General features: G+C 57.5%; 23 protein-coding genes and 1 tRNA gene. 10 read left to right on the top strand and 14 right to left on the bottom strand.

All coding sequences use genetic code 11. From position 1 onward, the window contains the following. Nucleotides 1–197 precede the first annotated feature (197 nt). From VJ698_RS23230 to VJ698_RS23205, 6 genes are all read right to left on the bottom strand, one after another. On the bottom strand, nt 198–1187 hold the full coding sequence (locus VJ698_RS23230) for an SLAC1 anion channel family protein (protein ID WP_324105193.1): 990 nt from the start codon (nt 1185–1187) through the stop codon (nt 198–200). A 20-nt stretch (nt 1188–1207) separates the two neighbouring features. Next, on the bottom strand, nt 1208–1339 hold the full coding sequence (gene cydX / locus VJ698_RS23225; RefSeq protein WP_324105192.1) for a cytochrome bd-I oxidase subunit CydX: 132 nt from the start codon (nt 1337–1339) through the stop codon (nt 1208–1210). 10 nt (nt 1340–1349) lie between these two features. Beyond that, nucleotides 1350–2489, bottom strand: coding sequence for a cytochrome d ubiquinol oxidase subunit II (gene cydB, locus VJ698_RS23220; protein ID WP_324105191.1), 1140 nt, complete (start codon nt 2487–2489; stop codon nt 1350–1352). Next, complete coding sequence (locus tag VJ698_RS23215) at nt 2486–4051, bottom strand: cytochrome ubiquinol oxidase subunit I (RefSeq protein ID WP_324105190.1); 1566 nt, start codon at nt 4049–4051, stop codon at nt 2486–2488. The genes cydB and VJ698_RS23215 overlap by 4 nt, the downstream gene beginning before the upstream one ends. Beyond that, a complete protein-coding gene (gene cydP, locus VJ698_RS23210; protein WP_324105189.1) occupies nt 4041–4229 on the bottom strand; it encodes a cytochrome oxidase putative small subunit CydP in 189 nt (62 codons plus the stop codon). Before cydP ends, VJ698_RS23215 begins: the two co-directional genes overlap by 11 nt. Nucleotides 4230–4435: 206 nt before the next feature. After that, entirely contained in the window at nt 4436–4840 is a 405-nt protein-coding gene (locus tag VJ698_RS23205) for a hypothetical protein (RefSeq protein ID WP_324105188.1), read from the bottom strand. A 295-nt stretch (nt 4841–5135) separates the two neighbouring features. Between VJ698_RS23205 and petA the strand changes: the two genes are divergently transcribed. The 3 genes from petA (at nt 5136) to VJ698_RS23190 (ending at nt 7866) form a co-directional block, all read left to right on the top strand. Then, the gene (gene petA / locus VJ698_RS23200) at nt 5136–5762 is read left to right on the top strand and encodes a ubiquinol-cytochrome c reductase iron-sulfur subunit (RefSeq protein ID WP_324105200.1); all 627 of its coding nucleotides are present in this window, start codon (nt 5136–5138) and stop codon (nt 5760–5762) included. 18 nt (nt 5763–5780) lie between these two features. After that, nucleotides 5781–7217, top strand: a complete 1437-nt coding sequence (gene ccoG, locus VJ698_RS23195) for a cytochrome c oxidase accessory protein CcoG (protein ID WP_324105187.1) — start codon at nt 5781–5783, stop codon at nt 7215–7217. Between the two features lie 133 nt (nt 7218–7350). Next, entirely contained in the window at nt 7351–7866 is a 516-nt protein-coding gene (locus VJ698_RS23190; protein ID WP_324105186.1) for a DUF2478 domain-containing protein, read from the top strand. A 193-nt stretch (nt 7867–8059) separates the two neighbouring features. Here the strand turns inward: VJ698_RS23190 and VJ698_RS23185 are convergent, their stop codons facing one another. The 6 genes from VJ698_RS23185 to VJ698_RS23160 form a co-directional block, all read right to left on the bottom strand. Further along, nucleotides 8060–11800, bottom strand: a complete 3741-nt coding sequence (locus VJ698_RS23185) for a bifunctional diguanylate cyclase/phosphodiesterase (protein WP_324105185.1) — start codon at nt 11798–11800, stop codon at nt 8060–8062. Nucleotides 11801–12400: 600 nt separating this feature from the next. Further along, nucleotides 12401–13084 (bottom strand): molecular chaperone TorD family protein, encoded by a 684-nt coding sequence (locus tag VJ698_RS23180; RefSeq protein WP_324105184.1) that lies wholly within the window; start codon nt 13082–13084, stop codon nt 12401–12403. 2 nt (nt 13085–13086) lie between these two features. Next, nucleotides 13087–13425 carry a hypothetical protein gene (locus tag VJ698_RS23175; protein ID WP_324105183.1) on the bottom strand — a complete coding sequence of 113 codons (339 nt, stop codon included), beginning with the start codon at nt 13423–13425 and terminating at the stop codon, nt 13087–13089. After that, complete coding sequence (locus tag VJ698_RS23170; RefSeq protein ID WP_324105182.1) at nt 13422–14114, bottom strand: 4Fe-4S dicluster domain-containing protein; 693 nt, start codon at nt 14112–14114, stop codon at nt 13422–13424. Before VJ698_RS23170 ends, VJ698_RS23175 begins: the two co-directional genes overlap by 4 nt. 11 nt (nt 14115–14125) lie before the next feature. After that, on the bottom strand, nt 14126–16729 hold the full coding sequence (locus VJ698_RS23165) for a molybdopterin-containing oxidoreductase family protein (RefSeq protein ID WP_324105181.1): 2604 nt from the start codon (nt 16727–16729) through the stop codon (nt 14126–14128). A gap of 332 nt (nt 16730–17061) precedes the next feature. Beyond that, complete coding sequence (locus VJ698_RS23160; RefSeq protein ID WP_324105180.1) at nt 17062–17271, bottom strand: hypothetical protein; 210 nt, start codon at nt 17269–17271, stop codon at nt 17062–17064. Nucleotides 17272–17411: 140 nt separating this feature from the next. On the opposite strand from VJ698_RS23160, the gene VJ698_RS23155 reads away from it, so the two are divergent. The 7 genes from VJ698_RS23155 to VJ698_RS23125 all read left to right on the top strand — a co-directional run bounded on the left by VJ698_RS23155 (nt 17412) and on the right by VJ698_RS23125 (nt 23268). Next, nucleotides 17412–18245, top strand: a complete 834-nt coding sequence (locus VJ698_RS23155) for a CsgG/HfaB family protein (RefSeq protein ID WP_324105179.1) — start codon at nt 17412–17414, stop codon at nt 18243–18245. A gap of 194 nt (nt 18246–18439) precedes the next feature. Beyond that, nucleotides 18440–19675, top strand: coding sequence for a tyrosine-type recombinase/integrase (locus VJ698_RS23150; protein ID WP_324105178.1), 1236 nt, complete (start codon nt 18440–18442; stop codon nt 19673–19675). A 99-nt stretch (nt 19676–19774) separates the two neighbouring features. Beyond that, nucleotides 19775–20467: a hypothetical protein gene (locus VJ698_RS23145; RefSeq protein WP_324105177.1), complete on the top strand. Its 693-nt coding sequence runs from the start codon at nt 19775–19777 to the stop codon at nt 20465–20467. 91 nt (nt 20468–20558) lie between these two features. After that, the gene (locus VJ698_RS23140; protein ID WP_324105176.1) at nt 20559–20777 is read left to right on the top strand and encodes an AlpA family transcriptional regulator; all 219 of its coding nucleotides are present in this window, start codon (nt 20559–20561) and stop codon (nt 20775–20777) included. Nucleotides 20778–21154: 377 nt separating this feature from the next. After that, nucleotides 21155–22174 carry an AAA family ATPase gene (locus VJ698_RS23135; protein ID WP_324105175.1) on the top strand — a complete coding sequence of 340 codons (1020 nt, stop codon included), beginning with the start codon at nt 21155–21157 and terminating at the stop codon, nt 22172–22174. Next, complete coding sequence (locus VJ698_RS23130; RefSeq protein ID WP_324105174.1) at nt 22171–22704, top strand: hypothetical protein; 534 nt, start codon at nt 22171–22173, stop codon at nt 22702–22704. The genes VJ698_RS23135 and VJ698_RS23130 overlap by 4 nt, the downstream gene beginning before the upstream one ends. A gap of 108 nt (nt 22705–22812) precedes the next feature. Beyond that, nucleotides 22813–23268, top strand: coding sequence for a phage terminase small subunit P27 family (locus tag VJ698_RS23125; RefSeq protein WP_324105173.1), 456 nt, complete (start codon nt 22813–22815; stop codon nt 23266–23268). Between the two features lie 100 nt (nt 23269–23368). Here VJ698_RS23125 and VJ698_RS23120 read toward each other — a convergent pair whose 3' ends face one another. Then, complete coding sequence (locus VJ698_RS23120; RefSeq protein WP_324105172.1) at nt 23369–25612, bottom strand: AAA family ATPase; 2244 nt, start codon at nt 25610–25612, stop codon at nt 23369–23371. A gap of 381 nt (nt 25613–25993) precedes the next feature. Next, nucleotides 25994–26083 (bottom strand) — tRNA-Ser (locus VJ698_RS23115). Nucleotides 26084–26136: the final 53 nt, after the last annotated feature.

The following is a 26136-nucleotide window of genomic DNA, read 5'->3' as shown; positions in this document are numbered from 1 at the left end:
CAGGCGAGTTTGTTTCGCTTCCCGCTTTGCGCCTCGCTCTTTCGGGCACCCCGAAGGGGCAGCGTCCTGGGGTCGCCTTCTTTTGCTTACTTTTCTTGGCGAAGCAAGAAAAGTGAGTGGCCCGCCGGGGCCAGTCCCGGCCAGCATGCACGGAGAACCTACCGCCCAGCATCACCGAAGAAAGCCCGCCCCGAACCTCACTCCGCCACACAAACCTGCCTCCTCACCACCGCCACCCCCGTCCGCACCACCAGCAACACCACCACAATCGACAACACCCCCAGCAACCCCATCGAACAAGCCGCAAGCAAGCGACCGCCAATATGGTCATACATCGTGATCGTAGCAATCGTAAACGCCGCCAGCGGAAAACTGTACGCCCATGAAGAAACAAAGAACGGCAGTCGCAAAAAGCGCGGCGCATTGCTGAACAAGAGCAGCGCCATGAACAGCGCGGCGTAGTACAGCACCCGCGCGAAGGCATCGAGATGCCCCGTCAACCCCATCCACGAAAGGAAGCTGACCGACGGCGGCGCCAGGAGGATGAACATGGTCGGTAACAGCTTTACCGGAAGCGGCTCGTGGAAGAACAGCCGATTCATCACGATCGTCAACAGCACGAACCAGAACACGACGCCGATGCTGAAGAAGAACCACGAAATCTCCGGCGACGCGATCTTCACGCCGGCAAGCGGCACAATGACATTACCCACCACCGGTATGAACCATGCCGGATTGACATGCTTGATGTCGTAATAGCTGTGATGCAGCCAGCTGCCAAAGGCGCGCAAGGTGAGCGCGAGATGCAGCACGACGCCCACAATCCACAACGCCGTAGCGATGAACGGCGCATCCTGCAGCCAGGCGGTGGCAAGCAGCAGCACGTCGATCGAGATGGCCGGCAGGAAGTTGACGCGCACCGGATGATTGGCTTCGGCGGCGGCAGCCTTCGGATATTTCATCCATTTCGCGACATACAGCACCAGCAGCAGCACGAACAGCAGCGACGCCAGCACGCGCACGCCCTGCCCGATCAGTTCGGGTGCGCCGAAGGCAACATGCGTCCTATGCCAGGCAATCGCAAGACCGGCGATGCCCATCACCATCGAAAACAGCGCGACCGGAAAATGTTCAAGGCCGCCGGCCTGCTGCATTCGAGCAGCTGAAGCCTGAACGTTTGCATTCATGATCCTGCCTCCCGAAACGTTCAGCTGCCGAGGTACGGCGCGTCGTCGCGGCGCGCTTCCTCGCGCGCCTCTTCGTTTTCGCCCCACATTGCATTGAGGATCGCGAGCAGCACCGCAAAGCCGATGCCGAGAATCCAGGCGAAGTACCACATGGTGTCGCTCCTAATAGGCTGAATGCTTGTTCTTGATGATGGTGGCCGCCGTCACCTTGCCCGCCATGACCTTGTAGGCCCAGCTGGTGTAGGCCAGCACGATCGGCACGAAGATCAGCGCGGCCCAGAACATGATCGTCAAGGTCAGGTGGCTCGACACGCTGTCCCAGACGGTAAGGCTGGAGCGCAGGTCGGACGACGAGGGCATGACGAACGGGAACATCGATACGCCGGCGGTGCCGATCACGCCGAGTTCCGCGAGGGCCGATGCGACGAATGCCGCGAGTGTCTTGCCGCCAAGGGTCAGCAGGAGCGCTGCGATGGTGCCGACATAGGCCAGCACCGGTACCAGCATGGTCAGCGGCTGCTGCCGGTAGTTGGCAAGCCAGGCGCCCGCTTCGCGCACGACCGTCTTCGACAACGGGCTGCTCGCCACGCCTGGATCAACATGCGAAGTGATCACATAACCAGGAATGCCATAGGCCACCCATACGCCCGCTGCGGAGAACGCGACCAGCAGCACCATCCCGAACAGCAGCGCGGCCTTGCGCGCCCTCTCCTGCACATCATCCTCCGTGCGATGCGCGAGATAAATCGCACCGTGGAAGGTGATCATGGCACTCGATACCACGCCGCAGAGCAGCGCGAACGGATTCAGCAGCGCGAAAAACGACCCGGTGTAATACGGCAGCATGTTTTCATCAAAGTAGAACGGCACGCCCTGCAGCAGGTTGCCGAAGGCTACACCGAAGATCAGCGGTGGCACGGCGCCGCCGGCGAACAGGCCCCAGTCCCAGGCCGTGCGCCATGTCCGATTGTCGATCTTGCTGCGATAGTCGAAGCCGACCGGCCGGAAGAACAGTGCCCAGAGCACTGCCAGCATGGCCCAGTAGAAGCCCGAGAATGCCGTGGCATATACCAGCGGCCAGGCGGCGAAGATGGCGCCGCCGCCGGTGATGAACCAGACCTGATTGCCGTCCCAGTGCGGGCCGACGGTGTTGATGATGACGCGGCGTTCGACATCGTCCTTGCCGACGAAGGGCAGCAAGGTGCCCACGCCCATGTCGTGGCCGTCCATGATGGCGAAGCCGATCAGCAAGACGCCGACCAGAAGCCACCAGATGATTTTCAGGGTCGCATAGTCAATCATGATGTCGCTCCCAGTCGTGCATCGCCGATGTAGCGTCCGGTGCCGAGGCTGCCCGGCCCCTGCCGCGCAAACCGCACCATCAGGTACACCTCCGCGATCAGCAGCAAGGTGTAGAAGCCGACGAAGCCGGCCAGCGAACCGTACAGCGATCCGACCGACAGCGTCGACACCGAGAGATGGGTCGGCAGCACGCCGTAAATGGTCCACGGTTGCCGCCCGTATTCGGCGACGAACCAGCCAAGCTCGCAGGCAATCCAGGGTAACGGGAGTGCCCACACGGCAGCCTTCAGCAGCCAGCGTTTTTCAACGAAGCGACCGTCGATCGAATACCATTCGGCCAGCACGAACAGCAGCAGCATCGCAAATGCGATTGCGACCATGAAGCGGAAGGACCAGAACATCGGCGTCACGCGCGGCACGGTTTCTTTCACCGCCTTGTCGATGATGTCCGGCGTGGCCTGGCTCACGTTCGTGACGTATTTCTTCAGCAGCAGGCCGAAGCCGAGGTCGGCCTTGTGCTGTTCGAATTTCGCCTTCGCCGCGGCGTTCTTCGGATTGGCGCGCAGTGTTTCGAGTGCCTTCACCGCCTGGATACCCGACACGATGCGCTCGCGGTTCTTCGCCTGGATCTCCTTGATGCCCGGGATCTGCTTGTCGAGCGAGCGCGTGCCGATCACGCCCATGACCCACGGAATCTGCAGCTGGAAGTCGTTCTTCATTTCCGCTTCATTCGGCACGGCGACCAGGTTGAACGGCGCCGGTGCTGGTTCGGTTTCCCACATCGCTTCGATCGCGGCCAGCTTGGTCTGTTGCGCCTCGCCGAGGGTGTAACCGGATTCATCGCCCAGCACGATCACGGAACAGGCAGAGGCCAGGCCGAATGCCGCGGCGATGCGGAAGCTGCGCTTGGCGAATTCGACATCCCGCCCTTTCAGCAGATACCAGGAAGAAATCGCCAGCACGAAGATGGCGCCTGTCACATAACCGGCCGATGCCGCGTGCACGAACTTCGCCTGCGCATCGGGGTTGAACAGCACGGTCCAGAAGTCGGTCAGCTCCATGCGCATGGTGACCTCATTGAAGTGGGAGCCGACCGGGTTCTGCATCCAGCCGTTCGCCACCAGGATCCACAGCGCGGACAGGTTGCTGCCGACGGCGAGCAGGATGGTCACCATCAGGTGCTTCTGGCGCGAGAGCCTGTCCCAGCCGAAGAAGAACAGGCCGATGAACGTCGATTCGAGGAAGAAAGCCATCAAGCCTTCGATGGCGAGCGGTGCGCCGAAGATATCGCCCACGTAATGCGAGTAGTACGCCCAGTTGGTGCCGAACTGGAATTCGAGCGTAATGCCGGTCGTGACGCCGAGCGCGAAGTTGATGCCGAAGAGCTTGCCCCAGAAGCGCGTCATGTCCTTGTAGACCAGCTTGCCGGTCATCACGTACACGCTCTCCATGATCACCAGGAGCCACACCATGCCGAGCGTGAGCGGGACGAACAGGAAGTGGTACATCGCCGTTGCGGCAAACTGCAGCCGCGAGAGGTCGACCAATTGTTCAGTGGCCATACTGCCCTCCTTCTTTATCTTGTTTCGCGCTATCGGCACCGATGATCGCCTGCGCGACATTTTCAGCATTGACGCTGACCCGCTCGTCGCGGACAAATGCCCACCACAAGCCGAAGAGCAGGAGCAGCTTCAGGATCAAAACAATGCAGAGGTCGCGCAGGAGGCGGCGGTCTGTCATGTCACGTCCTTCCATCAACGATCCATGATGCCTTTAATCAAGATGCATGCCAGCAGGTGCGCCGATGCAAGTGCCCTGCAAATCAGGCACTTGCCGCCGATATTGGTGATCGTGCCTTCATGCAAGCCACTGCCAGGCCGCCGCGCCTGACAGCATGGCAGCATGGCACCATGGCAACGATCCGCGCACGAGTCGCAGTCAGCGTCCTATTTCAGGATCCCGCGGCGCTGCATCGTCACGCAGGGATTGCCGCGTGCCGGCGGGAGCGGTTTGCCCTGTTCCTTGGCGCGCTGCTCCATCAGCTTCCGGTGTTCCTCTCGATAGCTTTCGCACTCGGCCACCGTCTTGAAGCTGCGCATCCTGTCGCGATGGGCGGTGCGTTCTTCCGGCGTCATGAGCGTCCATCCGGGCGTGTTGTTCTGGTTGAAGCGCATCATGCGGCCGCGCGGCCCGCGGGCGCCGGGGCCTGGGCCCGGCGGCGAAACGCTAGCGGCATTGGTGGAGGTGTCCGCCGGAGCGGGCGACTGGGAAAAGGCGGAATCGCAGAAGACCGACAACGCCAGGGCGGATAAGGACACGGCTGCGCTTACCTGCTTCATCAGATGCTTCATCACACCCTCCTTGTGAGAGTTGACGCAGTTTTATGTTAGTCACCACAACGGGGTTGGCACGTGATCAGGATCAACCAAACCGGAATACGCTGCGGCCGCGCTGCCATGGCTGTCATGGCATGACAGTGGCGCGTGGCACAGATCGCACCGGCAGCGCAGCCATCTCGAAAATATCCAGTAAAAACAAGGCGTTGCAACTTCAATCCCTGCCTTCCTCCGCGTGGCACGCATGTTGCCTAGAGGCTGGTAAGCGTATGTCCGACAAACGCCGGACCGCAACAAAAATGGGAGCATGATGAGCACCGAAGCACAACTTGAGTCCGCCTTTGACCATGATGGCGAGCGTCGCGCGCTGTTGATCGCAACCAGCATCGCCGCAGCTGTTCCGGCCGTGTCAACGTTCACCGCGCTGGTGCGCACCTTCGAGCCTTCGGAACGCGCGAAGGCCGCGGGTGCGCCGGTCGAAGTGGACATTGCCGACCTCGCACCGGGCGAAATGAAAACCGTGGAATGGCGCGGCAAGCCGGTATGGATCCTGAGACGCACGCCCGCCATGCTGGTGTCGCTGAAAGGTGTGGAAAGCCAGCTGGCCGATCCCGCCTCCGAGCGCAATCGCGATGAAATGACGCCAGAATACGCGCGCAACGCGCATCGCTCGATCAAGCCCGAATTCCTTGTTGCGATCGGCATCTGCACGCACCTCGGCTGCTCGCCGACTGCAAAGTTCGATCATGGCCCGCAACCCTCGCTGCCGGACGACTGGAACGGCGGCTTCTTCTGCCCCTGCCATGGCTCGACCTTCGACCTGGCCGGGCGCGTCTTCAAGAACAAGCCCGCTCCTGAAAACCTGCAGATCCCGCGGCACATGTATGCAGGCGATACCCGCCTCGTGATCGGCAAGGACGAGCAGGGCGAAGCGTAACGACGACAGGAGAAGAGCATGCGTGCGGAAAAACTGAAAGTCATCCCGATCGCTCCTGCGCCTGCAGCCGAGCCAAAGGAAGTCGAACAGAGCCTGTACCAGCCGCGGAAGAAAATCTACCCGCGCTCGGTGAAAGGCTGGTTTGCCAACTGGCGCTGGGTCATGGTGTTCCTGACCCAGGCGATCTTTTACGGCCTGCCCTGGCTGAACTGGAACGGCCGGCAGGCAGTGCTGTTCAATCTCGAGGAGCGCAAGTTCCACATCTTCGGCCTGATCTTCTGGCCGCAGGACTTCATCTACCTGTCCGCGCTGCTGGTGGTCTCCGCGCTCTCGCTGTTTTTGTTCACCGCCATCGCCGGGCGCCTGTTCTGCGGCTATGCCTGCCCGCAAACCGTGTACACCGAGATCTTCATGTGGATCGAACGCAAGATCGAAGGCGATCGCGCCGCGCGCCTGCGGCGCGACAAGGAGCCGCTCTCGCTGCGCAAGTTCGGCCTGAAGGCGGCCAAGCATGCATCATGGATCTCGGTCGCAGGCTGGACCGGCTTCACCTTCGTCGGCTATTTCACCCCGATCCGCTCGCTGGCCCACCAGATCGTTGCGACCGGCCTCGGACCGTGGCAGACATTCTGGATCTTCTTCTACAGCTTCGCGACTTACGGCCAGGCCGGCTTCATGCGCGAGCAGGTGTGCAAGTACATGTGTCCGTACGCACGCTTCCAGAGCTCCATGTTCGACAAGGACACCCTGATCATCACCTACGATGCCGAACGCGGCGAACCGCGCGGCGCACGCGGCAAGAAGGCCGATCCGAAAGCGCTTGGACTGGGATCGTGCGTCGATTGCGGCCTGTGCGTGGAAGTGTGTCCGACCGGCATCGACATCCGCAACGGACTGCAATATGAATGCATCGCCTGCGCCGCCTGCGTCGACACCTGCAACCAGGTGATGACCAAGATGGGTTACGAAAAAGGCCTGGTGCGCTATACCACGCAATTCGCGGTCAACAACAAGCTCGACCGGCGCGGCATCTGGAAACGCGTGCTGCGCGTTCGAACGCTGATCTACGTCACGATTCTGCTGGCGATCATCTTCGGAGTCGCCCTGTCGCTGGCCTTGCGCACGCCGCTCAAGGTCGACGTCATCCGCGACCGCGGCATGCCGCGCATGCTGGATGACGGCGCGATTGAAAACGTCTACCGCCTGCAGGTGATGAACACCGACGAGCGGCCGCACCACTATGTCATCGAAGTCAGCGGCACGAAAGACATCGGGCTGTCGTCCGAAGACGAATTCGATGTGCCGGCCGCGACCACCAAGGCCGTCCCGGCGCGCGTACGCGTGATGCCGGAACCGGGACAATCGGGCTCCGTGCCGATCCGCTTCACCGTGCGCGAGGAGCATGACGCAGCGATCGCGGTGAACGAGAAGGCGGTGTTCCTGATTCCACGGTAGAAAGCGGGAAAGGCTTGATCGTCATGCACATGCAGCCACATCAAGGAACGCAGGAATCATCCGGACATATAATGCAACTCGTGATTCCCCGGCACATCGCGCTGCGCGCGGCGCTCCATCTTCGACTGATGCCATGACACAACACCAACTGGCTGCCCTCATCTACCCGCCCGAGATCGACCCGGCACCGATCCTCGAAGACGCCGCGCGCCAGCTTCACGCGCGTGGCGTCGCGGTTGCCGGCGCGATCCAGCATGCGAGCGGCCCCTGCAACATGGAACTGGAACTGCTGCCCTCCGGCTGCCGCATGGCAATTTCACAGAACCTCGGCAGCGGCTCCCTCGGCTGCCGCCTGGACGCGTCGGCGCTGGCCGAAGCGGCGTCGATCGTCAGGAAAGCCATCGACAATGGCCCCGAACTCGTTGTCTTCAACAAGTACGGCGCGCAGGAAGCGGAAGGCAAAGGCATGCACGACGAGGTGGCGCTCGCCATCACTGTTGGCATTCCGGTCGTCATTCCCGTACCGGAACGTTTCCTGCCGCAATGGTCTGCCTTCACCGGCGGCGAATTCACCGCACTGCCGTGCACGGCGCAGGCTGTGCTGTCATGGTGGGAAGCATTGGTCAAGGCGTCGCGCGACGCCGCCTGATCAGGCAATCCTCGGTTAGCCGCCCGATCCCGGATCGAGCGTATGGCTGTTGACGGCCAGGTGGGCTCTCATTGCTTCAGCTTGAAGACGCACGGGTTACGAAGGCTGCGCTTCGTAACCCGTCACGTCATCCAGCGGCTAGTCCTCGAAACACTAGCGCACGTCGGCACGCATCACTTCATCAACATGTAGATCAGGATTGATCCCTGCGCGCCGTGCCAGCCTGCAGGCTCTTGCCTTCCTTCAGGAGTGTTTCAAATGCATCGGCCGCAAGCGGCCGGCTGAAGTAGTAGCCTTGCATCTGATCACAGCCATGCAGCCACAAGTGCTCCAGCTGCTCCTCGGTTTCCACGCCTTCGGCGATCACCTTCAGCCGCAAACCATGCGCCAGCGAAATGATGGATTGCACGATGGCGGCATCGTCGGCGTCGAGCGTGATGTCGCGCACGAATGAGCGGTCGATCTTCAGCATGTCGATGGGGAAACGCTTCAGGTAAGACAGGCTGGAATAACCGGTGCCAAAATCGTCGATCGACAGATGCACTCCCAAGGCCTTGAGTTCACGCAGCACGCTGGTCGTAAACTCGACGTCGGTCATGACCAGGCTTTCCGTCAGTTCGATGTCGAGATACTGCGGCTCCAGCCCGGTTTCCTCCAGTACGGCCGCGATGGTCTGTACCAGGTCGCGCTCGGCGAACTGACGCGCCGACAGGTTGACTGCCACGCGCAGCTTGCCGAGTCCGGCGCGCTGCCAAGCGCGATTCTGCGTGCATGCAGTGCGCAACACCCACGCGCCGATCGGTACGATCAGGCCGATCTCTTCCGCCAGGCTGATGAAGCGATCCGGCGGCACCATGCCGAGTTCCGGGTGCTGCCAGCGGATCAGCGCCTCCATGCCGATCATTTCACCGGTGTACAGGTCGACCTGCGGCTGATAGTGCAAGATGAATTCGCCGCGTTCAACGGCATTGCGCAAGTCCCCTTCCAGTCGCAGCCGCTCCAATGCCTTTTCATTCATCGACGCAGTGTAGAACTGGAAGTTGTCGCGTCCGACTTCCTTGGCGCGATACATCGCAATGTCCGCATGCTTGATCAGTGTTTCCGCATCCTTGCCGTCGTTCGGATAGGAGGCGATGCCGATGCTGCAGGTCAGGAAGAATTCGTGCCCGCCGATGACAAACGGCGGCGCGATGGCATCCATCACGCGCTGGATGACACTTGTGTCGAGCACTTCGTCGGTATGCTCCGGCAGGACCAACACGAATTCGTCGCCGCCGAGGCGCGCCACCGTGTCGGAATGGCGCACGGCGGACAGCATGCGTTCCGATACCTGCTTGAGCAGCATGTCGCCCGCCTGGTGACCAAGCGTGTCGTTGACGAACTTGAAGCGGTCGAGATCGATGAACGCCACCCAGACCGACGTCCCGTAACGCGCCGCCTGCGCAAGCGCCTGGTCAAGCCGGTCGCGCAGCAGGTTGCGATTCACCAGCGCCGTGAGCGGATCGCGGCTGGCCTGGTATTCGAGCTCCGCCTCGTAGCGCTTGGTCATCGTGACGTCGTACTTGGACGCGACGAAGTGCGTGACATTGCCCTCCTCGTCGCGCACCGGAGCGATATGAATATCGGTCCAGAACATCGAACCGTCCTTGCGGTAATTGCGTATCGTCACCTGGCCGGCACGCTGCATGGCCAGGATCTCGCGCAGCTCGTCCAGCCCCGGCTGGTCGCCGTCGTCGCCATGCAGGATGCGCAAGTTTCGTCCGATGATCTCCTCCGCCGCATAGCCCGTCATGCGCTCGAAGGCCGGGTTCACATATTCGACCGGATGATCCCCCTTGGCGCTGGCGATGACGATGCCGTTGGTGCTGGCTTCGATGGCGCGCTCGCGCAAGCGGAACGCAGCCTCGGCAGCACGCTGGCCGCTGCGATGCCTCAGGAACTGAATCGCGACCGTTACCGCGCCCGCCAGTCCGGTCAGCAACTCGACCTCATCCGCATCGAAGGCGTCGGACTCGGTCGCATACACGTTCAGCACGCCAACCGCCTTGTCGTCGCGGAACATCGGCAAGGCAATCTTGGAATTGAAACCGCGGCGCAAGGCCTGTTCGCGCCACGGCGCCATGCGCGGATCCCTGACGATGTTGTTCTGGATGACCGGCCTGAGCGTGCGCAGCGCCACGCCGATAGTGCCGACACCTTCCTGTTCATGCACACCTTCGCGCAACGACTCTTCGATGCACTCCATGTAGCCCGCATGTTCGCCGGCGATGCCCGCCAGCGCGACGCTGCCGTCACCGTTCAGCAGCCCCGACCATGCCATGCGGTAGCCCTCGCGCACCACGACTTCGCAAATGCCCTTGAGCAGCGTGCTTTCATCGGTAGCCGTGGCGATCTCGGCATCGCATGCATGGATCGCGCGCAAGGCCCGGTTGCTGCGCATCAGCGACTTCTCCATCCGGCGCGCCTCCGTGATGTCGCGCCCCAGGCCGTCGATGCGGCCCGTACCCGCTTCGCCTCCGCGCACATAGCGCGCGTCATAGTGCATCCAGCGGATTTCGCCATCCGGCCGCACGATTCTGTATTGCAGCGTCGCCCAGCCGATGTCCACGATTGCGCGCGAGAACCGGACCACCTGCTTGCGGTCTTCCGGGTGCACGCACTCCAGCCACAGGCGCTGGTCGTCGTAAAAAGCCTGGGCCGGATAACCATACAGCCGCTCCACCGCCGGGCTCACATAGCTCAGCTTGCGGTCCGGCATGTCAAAGGCCCAGAGCACCTCGTCGATCGACTCCAGGATGCCGTCGAGCTGCCTTTCCTTCGAATGCAAGGAGCGGAACGCTTCGCGCTCGCGCGCTTCGGATGCCTGGCGCGCAAAGTTCTGCGCACGCATGAAGAAAAATGCAAGGAAGCTCATGAGCACGCCGGCCAATGCAGCGAGCGGCGGCAGCCAGATCTGTGAGCCCTTCAGGAAACCCGAACGTACGGTCAGGTGGAGATGCCATTCACGGCCGCCGAACGTGAGGCCGATCTCGCGGCGCATCGGAGCATGAAGGTCAATCGCGCTGCCTGTCGGCACGAATTGGTAGGGATTGCTGTCGAAGATCAATGCCGGTGCCCGCGCACCTCTCACGGCAAGCTCGTCAACTGGTCCGTCGACAATCTCGATATCCAGGTCCTCCAGCAGCTTCGGCCCGAACACGTTGCGCAGCATTTCATCCACGCGGATCGCCAGGAACACGACTCCGCGGAACGACGCGCGCCGTGCCTCCAGCGTCTGCGGCGCCGCGCCGCGATAGACCGGCGCAAAAAACACGACGCCGTCCACATCGCCGGGCGTCACGAACAGGCGGATGCGCTCGCTCGCCGTCCAGTCGCTACTATCGCGGGCACGCTCAATCGCCGCGAGCCGATGCGGCTCGCTCGACTGGTCGAAGCCGACGCCTTCGTGATTGCGGGCGAGCGGCTCGATATACTGAACCACATAGGAATCCGAGGCCTCCGGAGTAAGGGCGGGATGCAATAGTTCCGCGCGTCCCAGTCCGTCATTCGCAAAGTCCTTGCGCAGCCTGCGTCCAAATGCGGCTCGATCGTGCAATGCCACGCGCGGGCTGAACCCGATGGCCTGCACGGCGGGCATCCTGTCCTTCAGCCGGAGCTGGCTCACCTCATGCCGGAACACGGCACGCTCCAGCGCAGGCTCTTCCGACACCTCCTTCTGCATCGCGTACAGCGCTTCCGCGTAGGCATCGAGCTGGCGCTCCAGGTTGTGCTTCACGTCGCGTGCCCGTACATCAAGCTGCGATGCCATCTCCTGCTCGACCAGGCGCCGTCCCTCCCAGTACACCACCGTCGACGCAATCAGGCCCGCGATGAGGAATCCCCATGCAAGCCATCGCGCCCTTCCGCGCCGGGCGTCCGCTGTATTCTTCTGCATCGTGCGGTTCGTCACTTGGCTGGCGCGGACTGGAGGACGCGCCGTCCGATAGCGATCAGGTTCGCCAGCAGAGGCAGCGCGAGACCGAATCCGGCACCCTGGCGGTGTCGGACCATTCTGTTTCCTGTTGACATAGTGCAGGTAGCTTGTGTGACGGCGATTCGCCGTGCGGGACAGGCGGCGTGCGGGAATTTTTGTTTCGCACGCCCCGATTAACACGGAGAATAGGCGAAAAATTGCCGCAGCACAATATACAGACGCGTCTAGTGGCGATTCCGCACTGAGTTGATTTGGCTAAGAAGAACTACGCAGACACGCTGTTTTCCTTCAAAATTTGATTGCAGACAAGGCAAGTGCATTGCAGGAACGATATGGCAACGGTGGTCAAGGTACTGATCGATGTGCCGGTGATGCTGTCGGAGGTGAAGGTGGTCGTTTCAGCAAGGGCTGGTATGAAGCACGCGCTGGTTCCACGCCACCCGTTTGATCGGATTGCCCCAGGGTCTGCACGGCAGCAATCCGCAGGCCCTACCCGCCGGGAAAACGGCATTACCCGGCGACGCGGTGGCGCCAGCGGCGACGGCTCTGGCCCTGCGTCTTCTACCGCACAGGCTCCTGGTCGACCGCCACGCCGATTGCCCCGCTCAGCTCGCGGAAATTCTCTTCGACAATCGCCACGTCTTCCAACAAGCACAGCCCTGCCATGCGTGCGACCAGCTTCATGTAGGAATGCTCTGCACGGGATTCGAGCGCTTCGCAGTAATCGATAGCCCATGCAGCAAGGTGTCCGTTCAGAAACGAATGCTGGGCGGCGACCAGGCGCATTGCCTCGGCCCGCCGGTCCTGCTTCCACGCCTGGCTCTCCTCGCAGCTCAGCAAGGCCATGAACCTCAGCTCCGCGCCGATATGGTCGGGCGACGGCGCATCCGGCGCAATATTGAAAAAGCCGCAATCCGCCATGCAGGCCGCCACCTCCGCCGTCTTCGCTCCGGGAACCGTGCCTTCCCGGAAAAACGACTCGTACGGCAGGCTCTCTCCGTCCGACTTGCTCACGACGACGAGGCGGCGGGTGAATTCCACCGCTGCCTCGTCCGGTGCGCGCAAGGATTCCTCAACCGCACGGCGCAACGCATCAAGCGGGTTGTCTGCATTGGTACCAGCAAGCTCCGCCTGTAGTGCACGCAGATTCTGCGCGTTCGGCACTGTCAGGAACAACCGCGACAGCAACCAGTATCCCTGGCTGCGCACTTGTGCCAGGGCGCTAAGGTCATCGTTCTCAAGCATGTTCAATGCGGCGCGTAGACCGGGAGCTTATTGCTTTTCTGCCGATGGCATTCATAGCATTCCTTCGGGTCGACCGGGCCGGGCGAACCTTTCGCGAGGGGCTTGTCGCGCTTCACCAACAACACGTTGTCGGCGAAGGGTTCCTTGCTATGGCAATCCTCGCAATCGGTCTTGGCCTTGCGTGCGTGGATCTTGTGGAAGGACCCTTTTTCGGCCATGGAGTACTTGCCGCTTGCGGCCGGTTTTGCGGAGCCCTGCTTCGATGCCGTGTCAGCCGCGATGGCGTCGTGCAAAACTGCCGCACTCGCCATGCAAAGCAGGAAGGTCAGTACGGATTTCATGACGAAGCTCCCTCATCGAGAATGTAGTACACCTGCGGCGATGTGTTGAATTCCTTCTTCAGCTGCACCGCGCTGCCTTCCTTGATGCGCTTCGATACCTCACTGTTTGGATCGTCCAGGTCGCCAAATACACGCGCCTGTACCGGGCAGACCAGATCGCAGGTCGGCGTGTATGCCTGATCCTTGCCGATGCGATCGGCCTTGCCGTCCGCCACGGCCTTTTCAAGCTTGTGGCTGCACAAGGTGCATTTTTCGGCAGTGTTGGCCTGCTTACGATGCGTCGGGTGACGCACGTCGGCGGGCAATGCTTCTGATCCAACCGGCCCCTTCCCGGGGCGCAGCGGCTTCAGCGACCTGTTGATCTGCGGTACGCCATAGGGACAAACGGATGCGCAATAGCCGCAGCCGTTGCACTTGTCGTAGTCGATGATCACGGCGCCGAACGCATTTGTGCTGATCGCCTTCCTGCCGATATGGTCACAGGCTGCCTTGCAAGCGGGATGCTCGCAGTGCATGCAGCCCATCGGTGTATAGATCTTCTTCACCTGGGGATAGGTGCCAACCTCATATTCCATCATTGCGCTCCATGGCGCGCCCGGAGTGAAGTGATTCTCCACCGCGCAGGCCGCCACGCAAGAGCGGCAGCCCATGCACTTCCTGGTATCGATCACGCGAACGTACTTGGCCATTTTCTTCTCCCTTACGCCTTGTAGAGCTTGCACTTGGTATCGTTGAACGAGTTGTGCCCGGAGATCAGGTCGGGATGATGTTCCAGCACCTGGTTGATCGCTGTGCCGTTATGCGCGTCGGGCGCATAGCCGGGGCTCCATTGGCCATAGTGGTAGGACACGGCGATGGTGTCGGGGCGGATGCCCTGTATGACCTGCGCGGTGCCCTTGATCTTTCCGACGCGCGTTTCGATCATCACAGCATCGCCACCCTTGATGCCGAGCTTGCCGGCCGTCGCTGCATTGATCTGGACAAAGTTGGTTGCTGCATCCTTGCCAATGGCCTGGTTCAGGATCACGTTGTTGACTGTGTTGCCGGACTGGTTGCGGTACATGCGCTTGTGCGTGATGACATAGAACGGGTAGTCCTTCGCTTCGCGATGCGGCGTCGGGAACGCATGGTCCCTGGTCGGCAAGGGAGCATAAGCGATCCGCAGTTTCGCCAGCTCAAACGACGCAAGACTGTTCTTTTTGACAATGCCTTCGGCCTTGTAATACGTGTCGATCAGCTGGTCCGCGTAGAACTTCATCTTGGCCTTGCCCGGGCCCTTGAACTTGTCCTCGGCACCGGAAAGATACTTGCTCTTGACGCTCTTCCTGCTGCCGACGAAACCCTGCTCGATGGCCACCGAAAAATCCTTCTTCGCCTTGTCGGCCCAGAGGATTTCCACGCCCTCGCGCGTGGTGTAATCGCGGCCCGGCTTGAAGGTCACTTCCTTGAGCCCCCAGGACTTGTTGCATTGCTCGGCGAACTGGTCGCGGAAGCCGACCCGCTTGCTGAGTTCCCACATGATGCTGAACGCATCGTGCTGGAGGTTGTAGGGGTTCGCCATCGGCTGGCGGATCGCGATATGGCCCGTGTCGGTAGTGCCGCGCGTCGGCGCGAAATGCCAGGACTCGAGGTAGGTCTTGTCCGGCAACACGATATCGGCATACCACGCGCTTTCGCTCATTACGATATCGATCACGACGTTGTAGGTCTTCGCCAGGCCCGCAAACTGCTGCCAGGAATTCGGGATTGAGACTGGCCGGTTGGTGCCATAGAAGATCTGCATCTCCGGCTGGTACGCCAGTCCGTAGGCCTGTGGATCCTGCACCACGAGATTCGGCGTCTGCGCGATGTGGTGGTTGGAATACGGGAAGAACACGCTTTGCGCGAGGTCGGCACGGCTGGGTGGGTATTCGCACTTGCTGACGTCGAAGTACTGCGGACGTCCGTAGGCGCCGCCAAGCATCAACCCGCCCACGGCGTCGATGTTCCCGACCAGCATGTTCAGGATCAGGCCGGTGCGCCAGCCCTGCACGCCATGTTCCTTCGCCGCGAGGCCGCGGAAGGAATACAGCACGGCCGGCCGGTAGCGGAGCGTCTGCCCGTCTATCACGATGGTTTCGCCGATCCGCGCTTCCTTCGCAAAGGTCTGCGCAAGACGCGTAATCGTCGCTGCAGGCACGTCCGCCACTTCTTGCGCGTATTCCGGCGTAATGTCGGCGATGCTGTCCGCCAGCACCTGGAACGCGGTGCGGCACGGCTTGCCGTCGACGTTGTATGCGCCCTTCAAGGCCGGCTTGACACCCTGCAGATAAGGTTTGGCGCTGCCCGAGACGGTGTCCCACACCAGAGGCGTCTTGCCATCCTTGTCCTTGAGGATGGTGCCTGACGCATCGACCAATTGCGGCGCATTCGTGAAGTCGACCAGGAAAGGCTCATCGATGGTACCGGCATCGATCATCACCTTGGCCATGGCGAGGATCATCACCACGTCCTTGCCGGGACGCACCGGCACCCACTCGTGCGCCTTGCCCGCCACGCCCGATAGCCGCGGCTCGACAACGATGGTCTTGAGCCCGTTACTCTCGATACTCTGCATGGTCTGCCAGTCGAGCCAGCGCGAAGTTTGCTCGCCCTCATAGTAGTTCGCGCCGAAGTTGAGCAGCAGCTTGGAGTACTTGAGGTCCGGCAGAATGCCTCCGCCGGCCCAGGTCAATTCGTCCGCGACGTGCCGCGCCGCTTCGCAGGCGGTCGTCCGGTGCACCATGTTCGGCGTCCCGAAAGCCTTGGTCCATGCCTGGCAATACTGCTCCTGGATCAGGTATTTGCCCTGGCCATGCTGCCAGATCAGCTTGCGCGGGTCTTCCGCACGCAGCTTCTTGAGACGTTCGGCTATGGTGTTGAATGCTTCATCCCAGCTGATTTCGACCCAGCGAGGATCTTCGCCTGGCCCCTTCTTCGGATTGGTCCGGCGCAGCGGCTTTTTCAGCCGGTACGGGTCGTAGGTATTGAACATGCCCGAGGCGCCCTTCGGGCAGATACCGTGGTTGTAGAATTCGGCGCGCGCCGTATCGGGGTAGATGGTGCGAATGATGCCGTTGACGACGGTCGCCTCGATGCCGCAAAAATTCGGGCAGATCGCGCAGCCTGACTTGACCTTGCGGATCTCGACGGCAGCCTCCGCAGCACTGCCATTCTTCGCGTTTTTCGCCGCGTCGGCGATGGTGGGAAAGCTAAACGCCGAAGCGGCTGCCGCCCCGCCCAGCGCACCGACACCTTGCATGAACTTCCTGCGACTTAGTTCCATGGCCTTGTCCTCTTCGCATAGGAGAATGACATCGGTGCACTGGCTGGTGCCGCGCACGAATAACCATTACACTAACAAGGCAATTTTTCCCCAACAATGCCCGACCCGGGTATCGTTGACTCAAGTCAACTATGAAGAGTAGTTACGATAATCGGTGCCTTCGCTTCGACGCACCGCGACTTTCCGTGCATCCTTGCTGCCTGTGGTCTCCGAGACGCCCCCTGTCTACGTCCAGACCTGGTCTGTGAGAAAAGCATAGATGTGCCCGCAGCAATAGTGCCGAATATGCTCCTGACGAGTGGCGAGAATGGAGCGGTCACTTCCTGCTCAAGTCATGGGTACTCAAACTTCGTCCTACTGACGAGAATGCACGCACCTTCAATGAAGTCCCATCCCGCGCCGCCGGCACGAAGCATGATGGAAAAGCGCTGTCCAGACGATCTGCCGGCAAATTCCGGGGCCATGCCAGTCAGTTTTGCCGGTTCGCCGAACATATTATCAAGCCACAAAATAATTGTCGTTTTGGTAATTTCTGTTACCATTTAGACAATGATTTGGATGCCATAGCGTCTGCCCCTCGCCGGCCTGCGCGCTAATTGCAGTTCCGCGATCAATGCTGTTGAGTGGCCTGCCCCCAGGCACCACCCACACAGAAATTCCCCCATCACAATGAGAGGTCTCCATGAAGTTTCACCCTGTTTGCCTTGCCCTGCTTGCCGCACCCGCCTGCCTGGCGCAGACCAGCGAAGTCTTCGAACGCGAAATCGCCGTCCCTACCTGCAAGGCCCCGGCCGTCAAAGTCATGTTCACCGAATTCAAATGCAAGTCCGCCGACTGCTCATCCGGAGCCGGTCAGCAGGACCCCCGCCAGTACCGTTGGTGGGATCACCTCAGCGGTAGTGGCAGCAACGTGGCACAACCGAAGTACACTGGCGTCGGTACCGGCATGACCGACATGCTCGCCACGGCACTCACACAAACCGGCTGCTTTGAAGTGCAGGAACGCGCGGCGCTCGAAGAACTCAACAAGGAGCTTGCACTGGTCGGAAAGAAAGTCGAAGCCGAAGCGGCCGACTACATGGTCACCGGTTCGATCACCTCGCTCGGGTTCGAACAAAGTTCTACCGGCCTGGGCGGCCTGGCCTTTCTGCCCGGACCGATCCGCCTGCTGGCCGGTTCGGTCGACTACAAGAAAAGCAAGGTGCACATGAACATCGACATTCGCGTGGTCGACATCAAGAAAGCGAAGATCGTCGCTTCCAAAACCTTCCAGGCCAACAACGAACGTTCCGGTTTCGGCATGTCGGCCGCAGGCTGGGCGGGCATCGGTCTGGGCGGAAGCCATGCCAGCATCAGCGGCTCCCCCCTCGAAGAAGTCGCACGCGACCTGCTGGTGCGCGCCACTTCCTTCCTCACCGAAACTCTTGCGCAAAAGAGCATCACCGAACGGGTCGCGCTCAAGGCCACCGATGCACAGGCGAAAAAGGAATCAACTTCCGGCAATGCGGTCAACTAGGGTAACACTGCTGTTGAATGCTGGAGATTCTTGAACTGGCGGAGGCGGTGAAGTTATAACCCGTGTCCAAGCAGGTCTAAGGCGGTCCAACAACTAAATCCAAATCATTGTTTTTAAAGATATTTCTATTTTTTGTTGTCCAAAGTAGTGCAAAGCATTACGATAACAGCTAGCAGCACTTTGGGGGACAAATTGTGGGCAGCCGCTCGCTTAACCGGCTTTCAGCCGTTGGCATCAAGGCCTTAAACAAACGCGGTCACTATCATGACGGCGGCGGATTGTATCTGCGAGTCTCAGCGAGCGGCAGTAAGTCTTGGGTATTCGTTTACTCGTTCAATAAGCGTCCCCGCGAGATGGGCCTCGGATCCCTGTCTACCTTTTCATTAGCAGAAGCCCGCGAACGCGCACGCAAGTGCCGACAGCAATGCAGCGACGGCATCGACCCTATTGAGCATCGCAATGCGGAACAACAGAAAGCCCGCCAAGCCGTCGAACAACGCCGAACCTTCGAGGAGTGTGCACTCGAATATCACAAACTCCACGCGGCCAAGTGGAAGAACCGTAAGCACGCCGACCAATGGATTAATACGCTTACCGCCTATGCCTTCCCGGTGTTTGGCAAGATGGATGTATCTGAGGTTTCGAAGGCCAACATTCTCCGCGCCCTCGAACCAATATGGTCGACCAAGACGGAAACTGCCACTCGCCTTCGACAGCGTATTCGCGCCGTCCTTGAATGGGCAGCGGCACGCGACTACCGGCATGAGAACGATGCCCAAATGTGGGATCAAATAAGCCGTGCCCTTCCCAAACCGAACGAAGTAAAGACCACCTCGCACTTCGCAGCCTGTCCCTATACCGAGGTTTACGGGGTTCTCCAAGCGGTCAGGAATTCAACCGCATCCGAATCGGTAAAGAATGCTTTTGAGTTTACTGTTCTCACTGCAGCGCGGTCGGGTGAAGTGCGAAACGCCGATTGGTCAGAAATTGATTTCGACGGGAAGCGCCGAATTATCCCGGCGTCAAAGATGAAGGCGAAAAAGGAGCATCGGATTCCGCTCTCACCGCGTGCAATAGAAATTCTGAGGGCCCAAGAAGGGAAAGATCCTTTATTGATCTTCCCTAGCGAAAAAGGAAAACCATATAGCGATATGACTTTTACGATGTTATTACGTCGCTTGGGCTACGAATTCACGATGCATGGGTTCCGATCCTCGTTTCGTGATTGGGCCGCCGATAAAACATCATTTGACCGATCGGTGTGCGAAGCGGCTCTCGCCCACACCGGAGGCAGGGACGAGACAGAAGCAGCATATTTTAGAAGTGATCTTTTTGACAAACGCAAGCAGCTAATGGACAAGTGGGCAACGCACTGCACACAGAAACAAAAGAAACGGGCGGAACAAGTGCAAAACACGGAGGTGGTTTAGGAATTCACCAAATTTAAAAATATGTGAGCGGCAATCCGGACCGCTCATGCCCAAGTCGCCAAGATGTCCGAATATTAACAATAATCCACGGAGCGGAAAATGCGGGGCAAGCGGATCTTTGAGCAAGAGGGGAATAGCGTCGGCATGATTATTGAACAAATCGATCTCGACCCGGCCGACCGGGAAGAGCTCGAATTGTTAGCCGGAATGCCCCTGCCAATCGAATTCGTGTCGATGATCGAGGGCGGGCTATCCAATTTTCGAAATCTCTTTACCGAACAGTTGTCATTGCCGAAGGCAGGCGATATCAGAAAGACATTGTCTGCGCTAGCGCGGATCAAGAATGATCAAGAACTGATCGCCGCATTTCAGAATTCAGGTTCGGCCATTGCTGAAATCGAGCGACAAGTGATGATTAAGCGGTATCGCGACGGCGAGCCGCTACAAGGCCTTTCTCCAAAATCAGCGGCCGAAATTCGCGAATTGGCCCTGTTGGCGATTCAATGGCTCGATGCACAAAGCTACGGCGAGAACATCGGCGGACGCCCGTCGAAAGAATCACTCCGACTGCTAGTAATTCCGTGGGCCATGCGACTTTGGATTCTTCTTGGCAAGAAGAAATGCGCAATCTCAATTCATAGCGTTTTGAAAACTCCTTCCCCTTGTCTTCGATGGATCTGTCTGTTGATCGGGCTAGCAGAGGATGTGAACAACACCTATCCCACCGCGACGCCTGACCCTCGCGATATCGCAAGGCTCATCAAAAAAGTCGGTACAGTTTCCCCCATGTGACGAACGTCTCCCCACGGACCATACTGCCTGTGTCAGATCCGATACCAATAGGTCGTATCGGATTCATTAGCTCAATCATGGGGGACACAGCATGTTTGATCCAAAAAACTCCGCCTTCCTGAAGATGCGTGCGGTCATCGACCGTACCGGCAAGTCTCGTTCGACGATCTATTCGGAAATCAAAAAGGGATTATTCCCCTCCCCGATCCAAACCGGACCTCGGTCGGTTGCGTGGCTTTCCGACGATATCGATGAATGGATTGCGAGTTGCGTAAGGTCAACCCGTATGCCGGAATCCACAAAGGAATAATCCAATGGGTGCGCCTACGAACTCGAACAGGCCCGCGACTTTATCGCGAAAGGCGAAACCGGAATATTCCGGACTAGCTCCCTTAATGGCGATCCGGAGAAAACAATTCATGCCTGTAAATGAATTGATTTGGTTGGGCCTCGGATTTCGTCCGCCGAAGCGCAATGCCCTATCCATCGATCCCGGCCACCTACCAACGGACACGGAGTGTTTTTCTGTAGCGGGCCTAGATGTCGTGCTGCTATTTGATGGCTATCACATCAAATACTCAGTATTGCGCCTACTGTGCGGCTCCCTATACGCGGCAAGGCCGAAGCGGCTGCAAGTAATTGATCGCGACTACGGGAAGGTTGCCTATCTAAAGCTAGGGGGAACAAATGGATACGTTTCTCAGCAATGAATTTGAAATTGAAGTCGAGAGTGCGCAAGCAAGAGCTGCCCGCGCGACGCTTGAACGTGCACCCGGTTTTTCATCGCTGATGCCATATCGTGCGCTTAACATTTCCGAACTAATACAGACCCCGTTAAAGCCTCGTGAACGCATGTTGGCCCCGTGGCTACTGACTCAAAGCCTAGCTATGCTTTACGCATGGCGTGGCGTCGGCAAAACGCATGTTGCGCTTGGTATCGGATACGCGGTAGCGAGCGGCGGCATATTCTTGGGTTGGAAAGCAACTGAGCCAAGGCGGGTCCTTTATCTTGATGGAGAAATGCCGGGTATAACGATGCAATCCCGTCTCAAAACCCTAATTGTCAACAATCCTGTCATTGATTTTGATCCTGACAATTTCAAGCTTCTAACGCCTGATTTACAGGACGGCGCCATGCCTGACCTCGCGACGCTTCAGGGTCAGGACGCCATATACCCGCTGACCGAACATGCCGATCTAATCATCGTCGATAACCTATCTACCCTTGCAAGATCAGGCTGCCGTGAAAACGATGCAGAGTATTGGAACGAAATCGGAGAATGGGCTCAGATGATGCGGCGAGAGGGTCGTTCTGTTCTGTTCATTCATCACAGCGGCAAAGGCGGAGCGCAGAGAGGAACGTCAAAGAAAGAGGATATTCTCGATACCGTCATCAACTTAAAAAGACCGGCCGACTATGTTCCGGATGAGGGCGCGAAATTCGAGGTCCACTTTGAGAAGGCACGGGAGTTGTTCGGCGAAGACGTGGAACCGTTCGAGGCCAAACTAGTTACTGATGCGAACGGCAACCAAACATGGGCAACTACCAAACTTACGCAGTCGACTTTTGAACGCGTCGTTGCACTTGCCAATGAAGGTTTGAGTCAATCAGAAATTGGAATTGAACTCAACATCCACAAATCGAGCGTATCTCGCCATCTACACAAGGCGCATGAACTTGGCCTTGCAAAAGGAGCGTCGAAATGAGCCACGAACAAAAAAGTTGCATGGTTGCGTCACCTAGGGAACGCAACCATGCAACTCAAGCGTTTGATGCAACTTGCTATGCAACTGCACATGCTCAAACCCCTCGAAAACACCTTTCTATACGGGAGTTGCGGGCGCAACTAGTAGCGCAACAGCACTGCAACCAAGCGGGCTTAGTTCGTGTCACAGGCGCGCAAATAGTTGCAGACGATCAGAACGAACACGAAAAAGCAGCGCTTATTACCGAGTTTATGACCGTCGATGGAATGGGAATTGCGGAGGCTACTTTACTAGCAGCCACCTCCGTTCCGCGTCGCCCGACCGAAGAATGGTTGGCAATGATAAAAGAACTTGATGTTCTTATCGGGGAATTCTGCACTCGGTCCGGATTCTCAGAAGCACAATACGAGCGAATCATGAATCAACGCTACAAGCAAAGCCTGCTAAGTATTCCAACCACGCTCGTGTGGTTCAGACGGGAGGTTACGGCAATGCATAAGACGAGCAATGACTGCACGGGAGATAGCTAAATAAAGTTACCACCGGGGGGGAGAAAAGTTTGGCGAATTTTGTATGGGACCGTCGCCCCAACCAAATTTTTTTATTTCAGATTCCCAACCATTTTTTCAGGGGGATACATGAGCGAATTTTCATCCGTCGGACATGCGAAGCGTGGTCGAAAGTCAAACCACCAAGTTGTAGCGCCATTGTCAGTTACTCCCGCTCCTCCTCTGCATCTATCAAGCCGCGCACAGGACGAGTGGAATCGTATTGTTCCTGCGGCAATGGCAATCGGGACCTTCACACATGCCGATCTTCGTGCAATGGAATTGCTGTGCGATGCGTTAGCGACAATTGCCGAGTTGTCTGATGCCGTACGCGACGAAGGTTATACGTTACCGACCGCTGACGGGGGTCGCAAAGGCAATCCATTGCTTCGCGCAATTAGCGAGCAACGCAGCCATGCAATGAAGCTACTAGCAAGCTTTGGCCTTACACCTCTTGGTCGCATGTCCGTTGACGTAAAGCCTGAGCGAAGCCAAGACAATCCGTTCCTCGCTTTAATGCTTAAGTCGTCAAGAGGCGATAGCTAATCTGCTGTTTTTTGAAATTCACCATTTTCATGTCACAAACTCTCAAAAGAAAAATTATGCCTAGACGCGAAATAGGTTTTCAATTGCGATGTTATTGCAATTAGATTGCTTGCTTTAGCGCCTCGAAATGCAATGTATCTTTCTCAAGATGCTGCATGAGCTCAGTCACGACGTTTTCTATGTCACAGATCAGATCTGTATTCTTAGACAATCGCTCAATGTCGGCGAGATGGCTGAAATAATGAAGCACTTTCATAATTCGGCCCGATTTTTCGGCCCCAAACAAAGCTATTGCTCGCTCGTCAATTCTCGACTTGGAGTCCATCGGAATTTTTGCATAAGTATAGAGTTCGAGAAAGCGCCGTACCGCATTTGGTATCGACATTAGAGTTGGGAGGTCAGTCTTGTCTCGGCTTTGGTGGAAAGCATATATTATGCTGAAAAGATAGTGATATTCTGACGAATATTTCTCAATTGCCCGAGGAAGATTTACGAACGTCGACTCGTGAGGCGACAAGCGTCGAACGTGAAAAAACCGAGTTTGCTTGTTACGCGGTAGCCCTTTCAGTAGCGAGAAAAACTCAAAATTATGCGTAGAGACAAAAAGCTGTTTGTATTTTGCTTTCCAAAAATTATTCTGTGACGGGTCTTGAAAAAAAAATACGTCTCGAATCAGCGCATTCACTTGAAAAATATGATTACTGTCGAGGCTTGAAATTGGGTCATCAATAAACACAATTGTGTCCGACGGATTCTCCACTTCCTTCAGCTTCGTCAAGAAGAAGGCAAACGCAATCGCTGTTTTCTCCCCTTCACTCAGATTTTTTGCGTCTTGATCACCTCGCATTAGCTTGAATCGATCAACACCTGATTCCTGCACCACTTCAATTTGAATCGACTTGCTTCCGAGAAGATTTGAGATACGCTCGTTTATTTCTTCTCGCCCCTTCTGCGCTAAATTAATTTTCGCTTCAAGCGTCGCGACTTCTTCTTTGATTCGAATCCCAAGTGCTCGATAGCGCCCCAAGTGCCGGTCGCAGCGTGCGATTTCCTTCCAACGCAACTCTAACTTGTGTTGAAGATAGAATTCTGTCGCGAAATGGAGTTTTAATTTTTGAACCGCCTCCCGCTTTTTCTCAGAAAAATCCGTACTGACGGCATTCGATTTTTCCACAAGATCGTTTACCCGATTTATCGCCGCAAGTAGGTCGTGTTCTCTTTCGACAAAAATATCGGGCACCATATGAGCAACAAAAGGTGATGCCAATTTTTTTCGAAGTACATCGCCTAACTTTTCTAACTCATCGTTGTAGGCCTTTTGGGCTATAACGATCGATTGGTTTGCACCGATCAGCTCATCTCGGAACTGTGGATACAGTTGTGCCGGTTTAATTTCACTTAGATTTAACTTTCCTTCTTCAACTTCTCGCCTCAAGCTATCGATCTGCTTTTTGTGGTCTTTCAGATCCTTTGAGAAATGTGCATGAAACCTCTGCAAACGTTCCTCAGAAATCTTATTTCCGCAAAACTCACAGGTGTCCGAATGTTCATGGAGCTTGAGACCGCTTTCGACCCAATCGGCCACCATCGGGTTTTGCTGCAAGTATTCGATAGTCGATGAAAATGCCGGTGTCTTTTCTACTAGCATCCTTACGCGCGACGAAAGCAGGTCAAGACCAACTGAAGTGCGAAGCGTTGAGACCGGGTCAAGCTTGTCACTTTCTGAGGTGAGAGCGAGTTTTAGAAGGGAAGGAACAGCTGCAGAGTCTACTTTGTACTGATCGAGTTTATCCGGGAAATGCGTGAGAATACTATTCAAATGCGCCGCTGTGAAAGCCTCAACAAGGGCGAGATCAGTTTTGATTTTTCTCGCTGTTTCCGTTGTTTCATTGCCGATAGCGGTCTTAATCGCGACCATGCGCTCCTGCTTTTGCTTGTACCCACTGCGACACTGCGCCACTTTCTGTTGAAGCTCAGCGCTTTTTTTCTTGGCATCGATTGAATCTTCGCCAAGAAGAAGAATGGGATTGAACGCCGCTCCGTTCCATGAAAGATTTTTCTCGATGAAATCGGAATTAAACACACGGACGGTTCGATTTAGAGAAGTTACATTCTGTTCAGTAACTACAGTGGAGGCTTGGTCAACGATCGAAAACTTAACGTTCGGAAAGTCGGAATTTACTTGTCGCTTCTCCAAAATTTGGAAAAGTCGAGAAAGCGTTGTTTTTCCGGAATAATTCCAACCATAAATGATATTGACTTCCGAAAACGCGTCAATTTCCTGCGATCCCGTGTAATTCCGAAAGACCCCTAGGTTTCTTATTCTTTGAATTTGTCTTAGCATTTCTCCCCCAACACCGCGCCCCCTCGGCAAAATTGCTAATTAGCAAAACTTTGAGAGTAGCGAACACCAAGATTGGTGTCTAGTAGGCAACAAATACTTCTTGATGTGAATGCAGAAAAAGGAAGGACAGCACGATAGTATTGCCTATCGTTGGCGCTGATAACCCGCGTATAGGGCAAAGACCGGATTTGTATTATCTATGCTCCTGACGAGCGGCGAGAATGGAGCGGTCACTTCCTGCTCAAGTCAGGGACACGCAAACTTCGTCATACTGACGAGGTGTGCAGTCGCTCAAGTACCTGACAGCAAAATTTTGAAATGGGGATATTTTGGGGGACAGAAGAGGCAATCGGCGGAAAAACCGCATGAATGCTCAGTGGGTGGCGGAGGCGGTGAGATTCGAACTCACGGAAGGGTTCCCCCTTCGCTGGTTTTCAAGACCAGTGCCTTAAACCACTCGGCCACACCTCCGGTCACGGGATTATCACACAAGCGGCAGCGGTACGACTCCTGGATGCGGGCGC

The organism is Noviherbaspirillum sp., from assembly GCF_035254685.1.
Lineage (GTDB): Bacteria > Pseudomonadota > Gammaproteobacteria > Burkholderiales > Burkholderiaceae_D > Noviherbaspirillum.
This window is presented reverse-complemented; position numbering and strand designations above follow the sequence as displayed.

Excerpts from the sequence above, each read along its gene's own strand:
- VJ698_RS23145 (WP_324105177.1), top strand. The coding sequence starts at position 19,775 with ATGCGGGGCAAGCGGATCTTTGAGCAAGAGGGGAATAGCGTCGGCATG.
- VJ698_RS23120 (WP_324105172.1), bottom strand. The coding sequence starts at position 25,612 with ATGCTAAGACAAATTCAAAGAATAAGAAACCTAGGGGTCTTTCGGAAT.
- VJ698_RS23125 (WP_324105173.1), top strand. The coding sequence starts at position 22,813 with ATGAGCGAATTTTCATCCGTCGGACATGCGAAGCGTGGTCGAAAGTCA.
- VJ698_RS23175 (WP_324105183.1), bottom strand. The coding sequence starts at position 13,425 with ATGAAATCCGTACTGACCTTCCTGCTTTGCATGGCGAGTGCGGCAGTT.
- ccoG (WP_324105187.1), top strand. The coding sequence starts at position 5,781 with ATGCGTGCGGAAAAACTGAAAGTCATCCCGATCGCTCCTGCGCCTGCA.
- cydB (WP_324105191.1), bottom strand. The coding sequence starts at position 2,489 with ATGATTGACTATGCGACCCTGAAAATCATCTGGTGGCTTCTGGTCGGC.
- VJ698_RS23180 (WP_324105184.1), bottom strand. The coding sequence starts at position 13,084 with ATGCTTGAGAACGATGACCTTAGCGCCCTGGCACAAGTGCGCAGCCAG.
- VJ698_RS23190 (WP_324105186.1), top strand. The coding sequence starts at position 7,351 with ATGACACAACACCAACTGGCTGCCCTCATCTACCCGCCCGAGATCGAC.
- cydX (WP_324105192.1), bottom strand. The coding sequence starts at position 1,339 with ATGTGGTACTTCGCCTGGATTCTCGGCATCGGCTTTGCGGTGCTGCTC.
- cydP (WP_324105189.1), bottom strand. The coding sequence starts at position 4,229 with ATGACAGACCGCCGCCTCCTGCGCGACCTCTGCATTGTTTTGATCCTG.
- VJ698_RS23205 (WP_324105188.1), bottom strand. The coding sequence starts at position 4,840 with ATGAAGCATCTGATGAAGCAGGTAAGCGCAGCCGTGTCCTTATCCGCC.
- VJ698_RS23135 (WP_324105175.1), top strand. The coding sequence starts at position 21,155 with ATGGATACGTTTCTCAGCAATGAATTTGAAATTGAAGTCGAGAGTGCG.
- VJ698_RS23165 (WP_324105181.1), bottom strand. The coding sequence starts at position 16,729 with ATGGAACTAAGTCGCAGGAAGTTCATGCAAGGTGTCGGTGCGCTGGGC.
- VJ698_RS23160 (WP_324105180.1), bottom strand. The coding sequence starts at position 17,271 with ATGGTAACAGAAATTACCAAAACGACAATTATTTTGTGGCTTGATAAT.
- VJ698_RS23130 (WP_324105174.1), top strand. The coding sequence starts at position 22,171 with ATGAGCCACGAACAAAAAAGTTGCATGGTTGCGTCACCTAGGGAACGC.
- VJ698_RS23140 (WP_324105176.1), top strand. The coding sequence starts at position 20,559 with ATGTTTGATCCAAAAAACTCCGCCTTCCTGAAGATGCGTGCGGTCATC.
- VJ698_RS23185 (WP_324105185.1), bottom strand. The coding sequence starts at position 11,800 with ATGCAGAAGAATACAGCGGACGCCCGGCGCGGAAGGGCGCGATGGCTT.
- VJ698_RS23155 (WP_324105179.1), top strand. The coding sequence starts at position 17,412 with ATGAAGTTTCACCCTGTTTGCCTTGCCCTGCTTGCCGCACCCGCCTGC.
- VJ698_RS23215 (WP_324105190.1), bottom strand. The coding sequence starts at position 4,051 with ATGGCCACTGAACAATTGGTCGACCTCTCGCGGCTGCAGTTTGCCGCA.
- VJ698_RS23170 (WP_324105182.1), bottom strand. The coding sequence starts at position 14,114 with ATGGCCAAGTACGTTCGCGTGATCGATACCAGGAAGTGCATGGGCTGC.
- VJ698_RS23230 (WP_324105193.1), bottom strand. The coding sequence starts at position 1,187 with ATGAATGCAAACGTTCAGGCTTCAGCTGCTCGAATGCAGCAGGCCGGC.
- petA (WP_324105200.1), top strand. The coding sequence starts at position 5,136 with ATGAGCACCGAAGCACAACTTGAGTCCGCCTTTGACCATGATGGCGAG.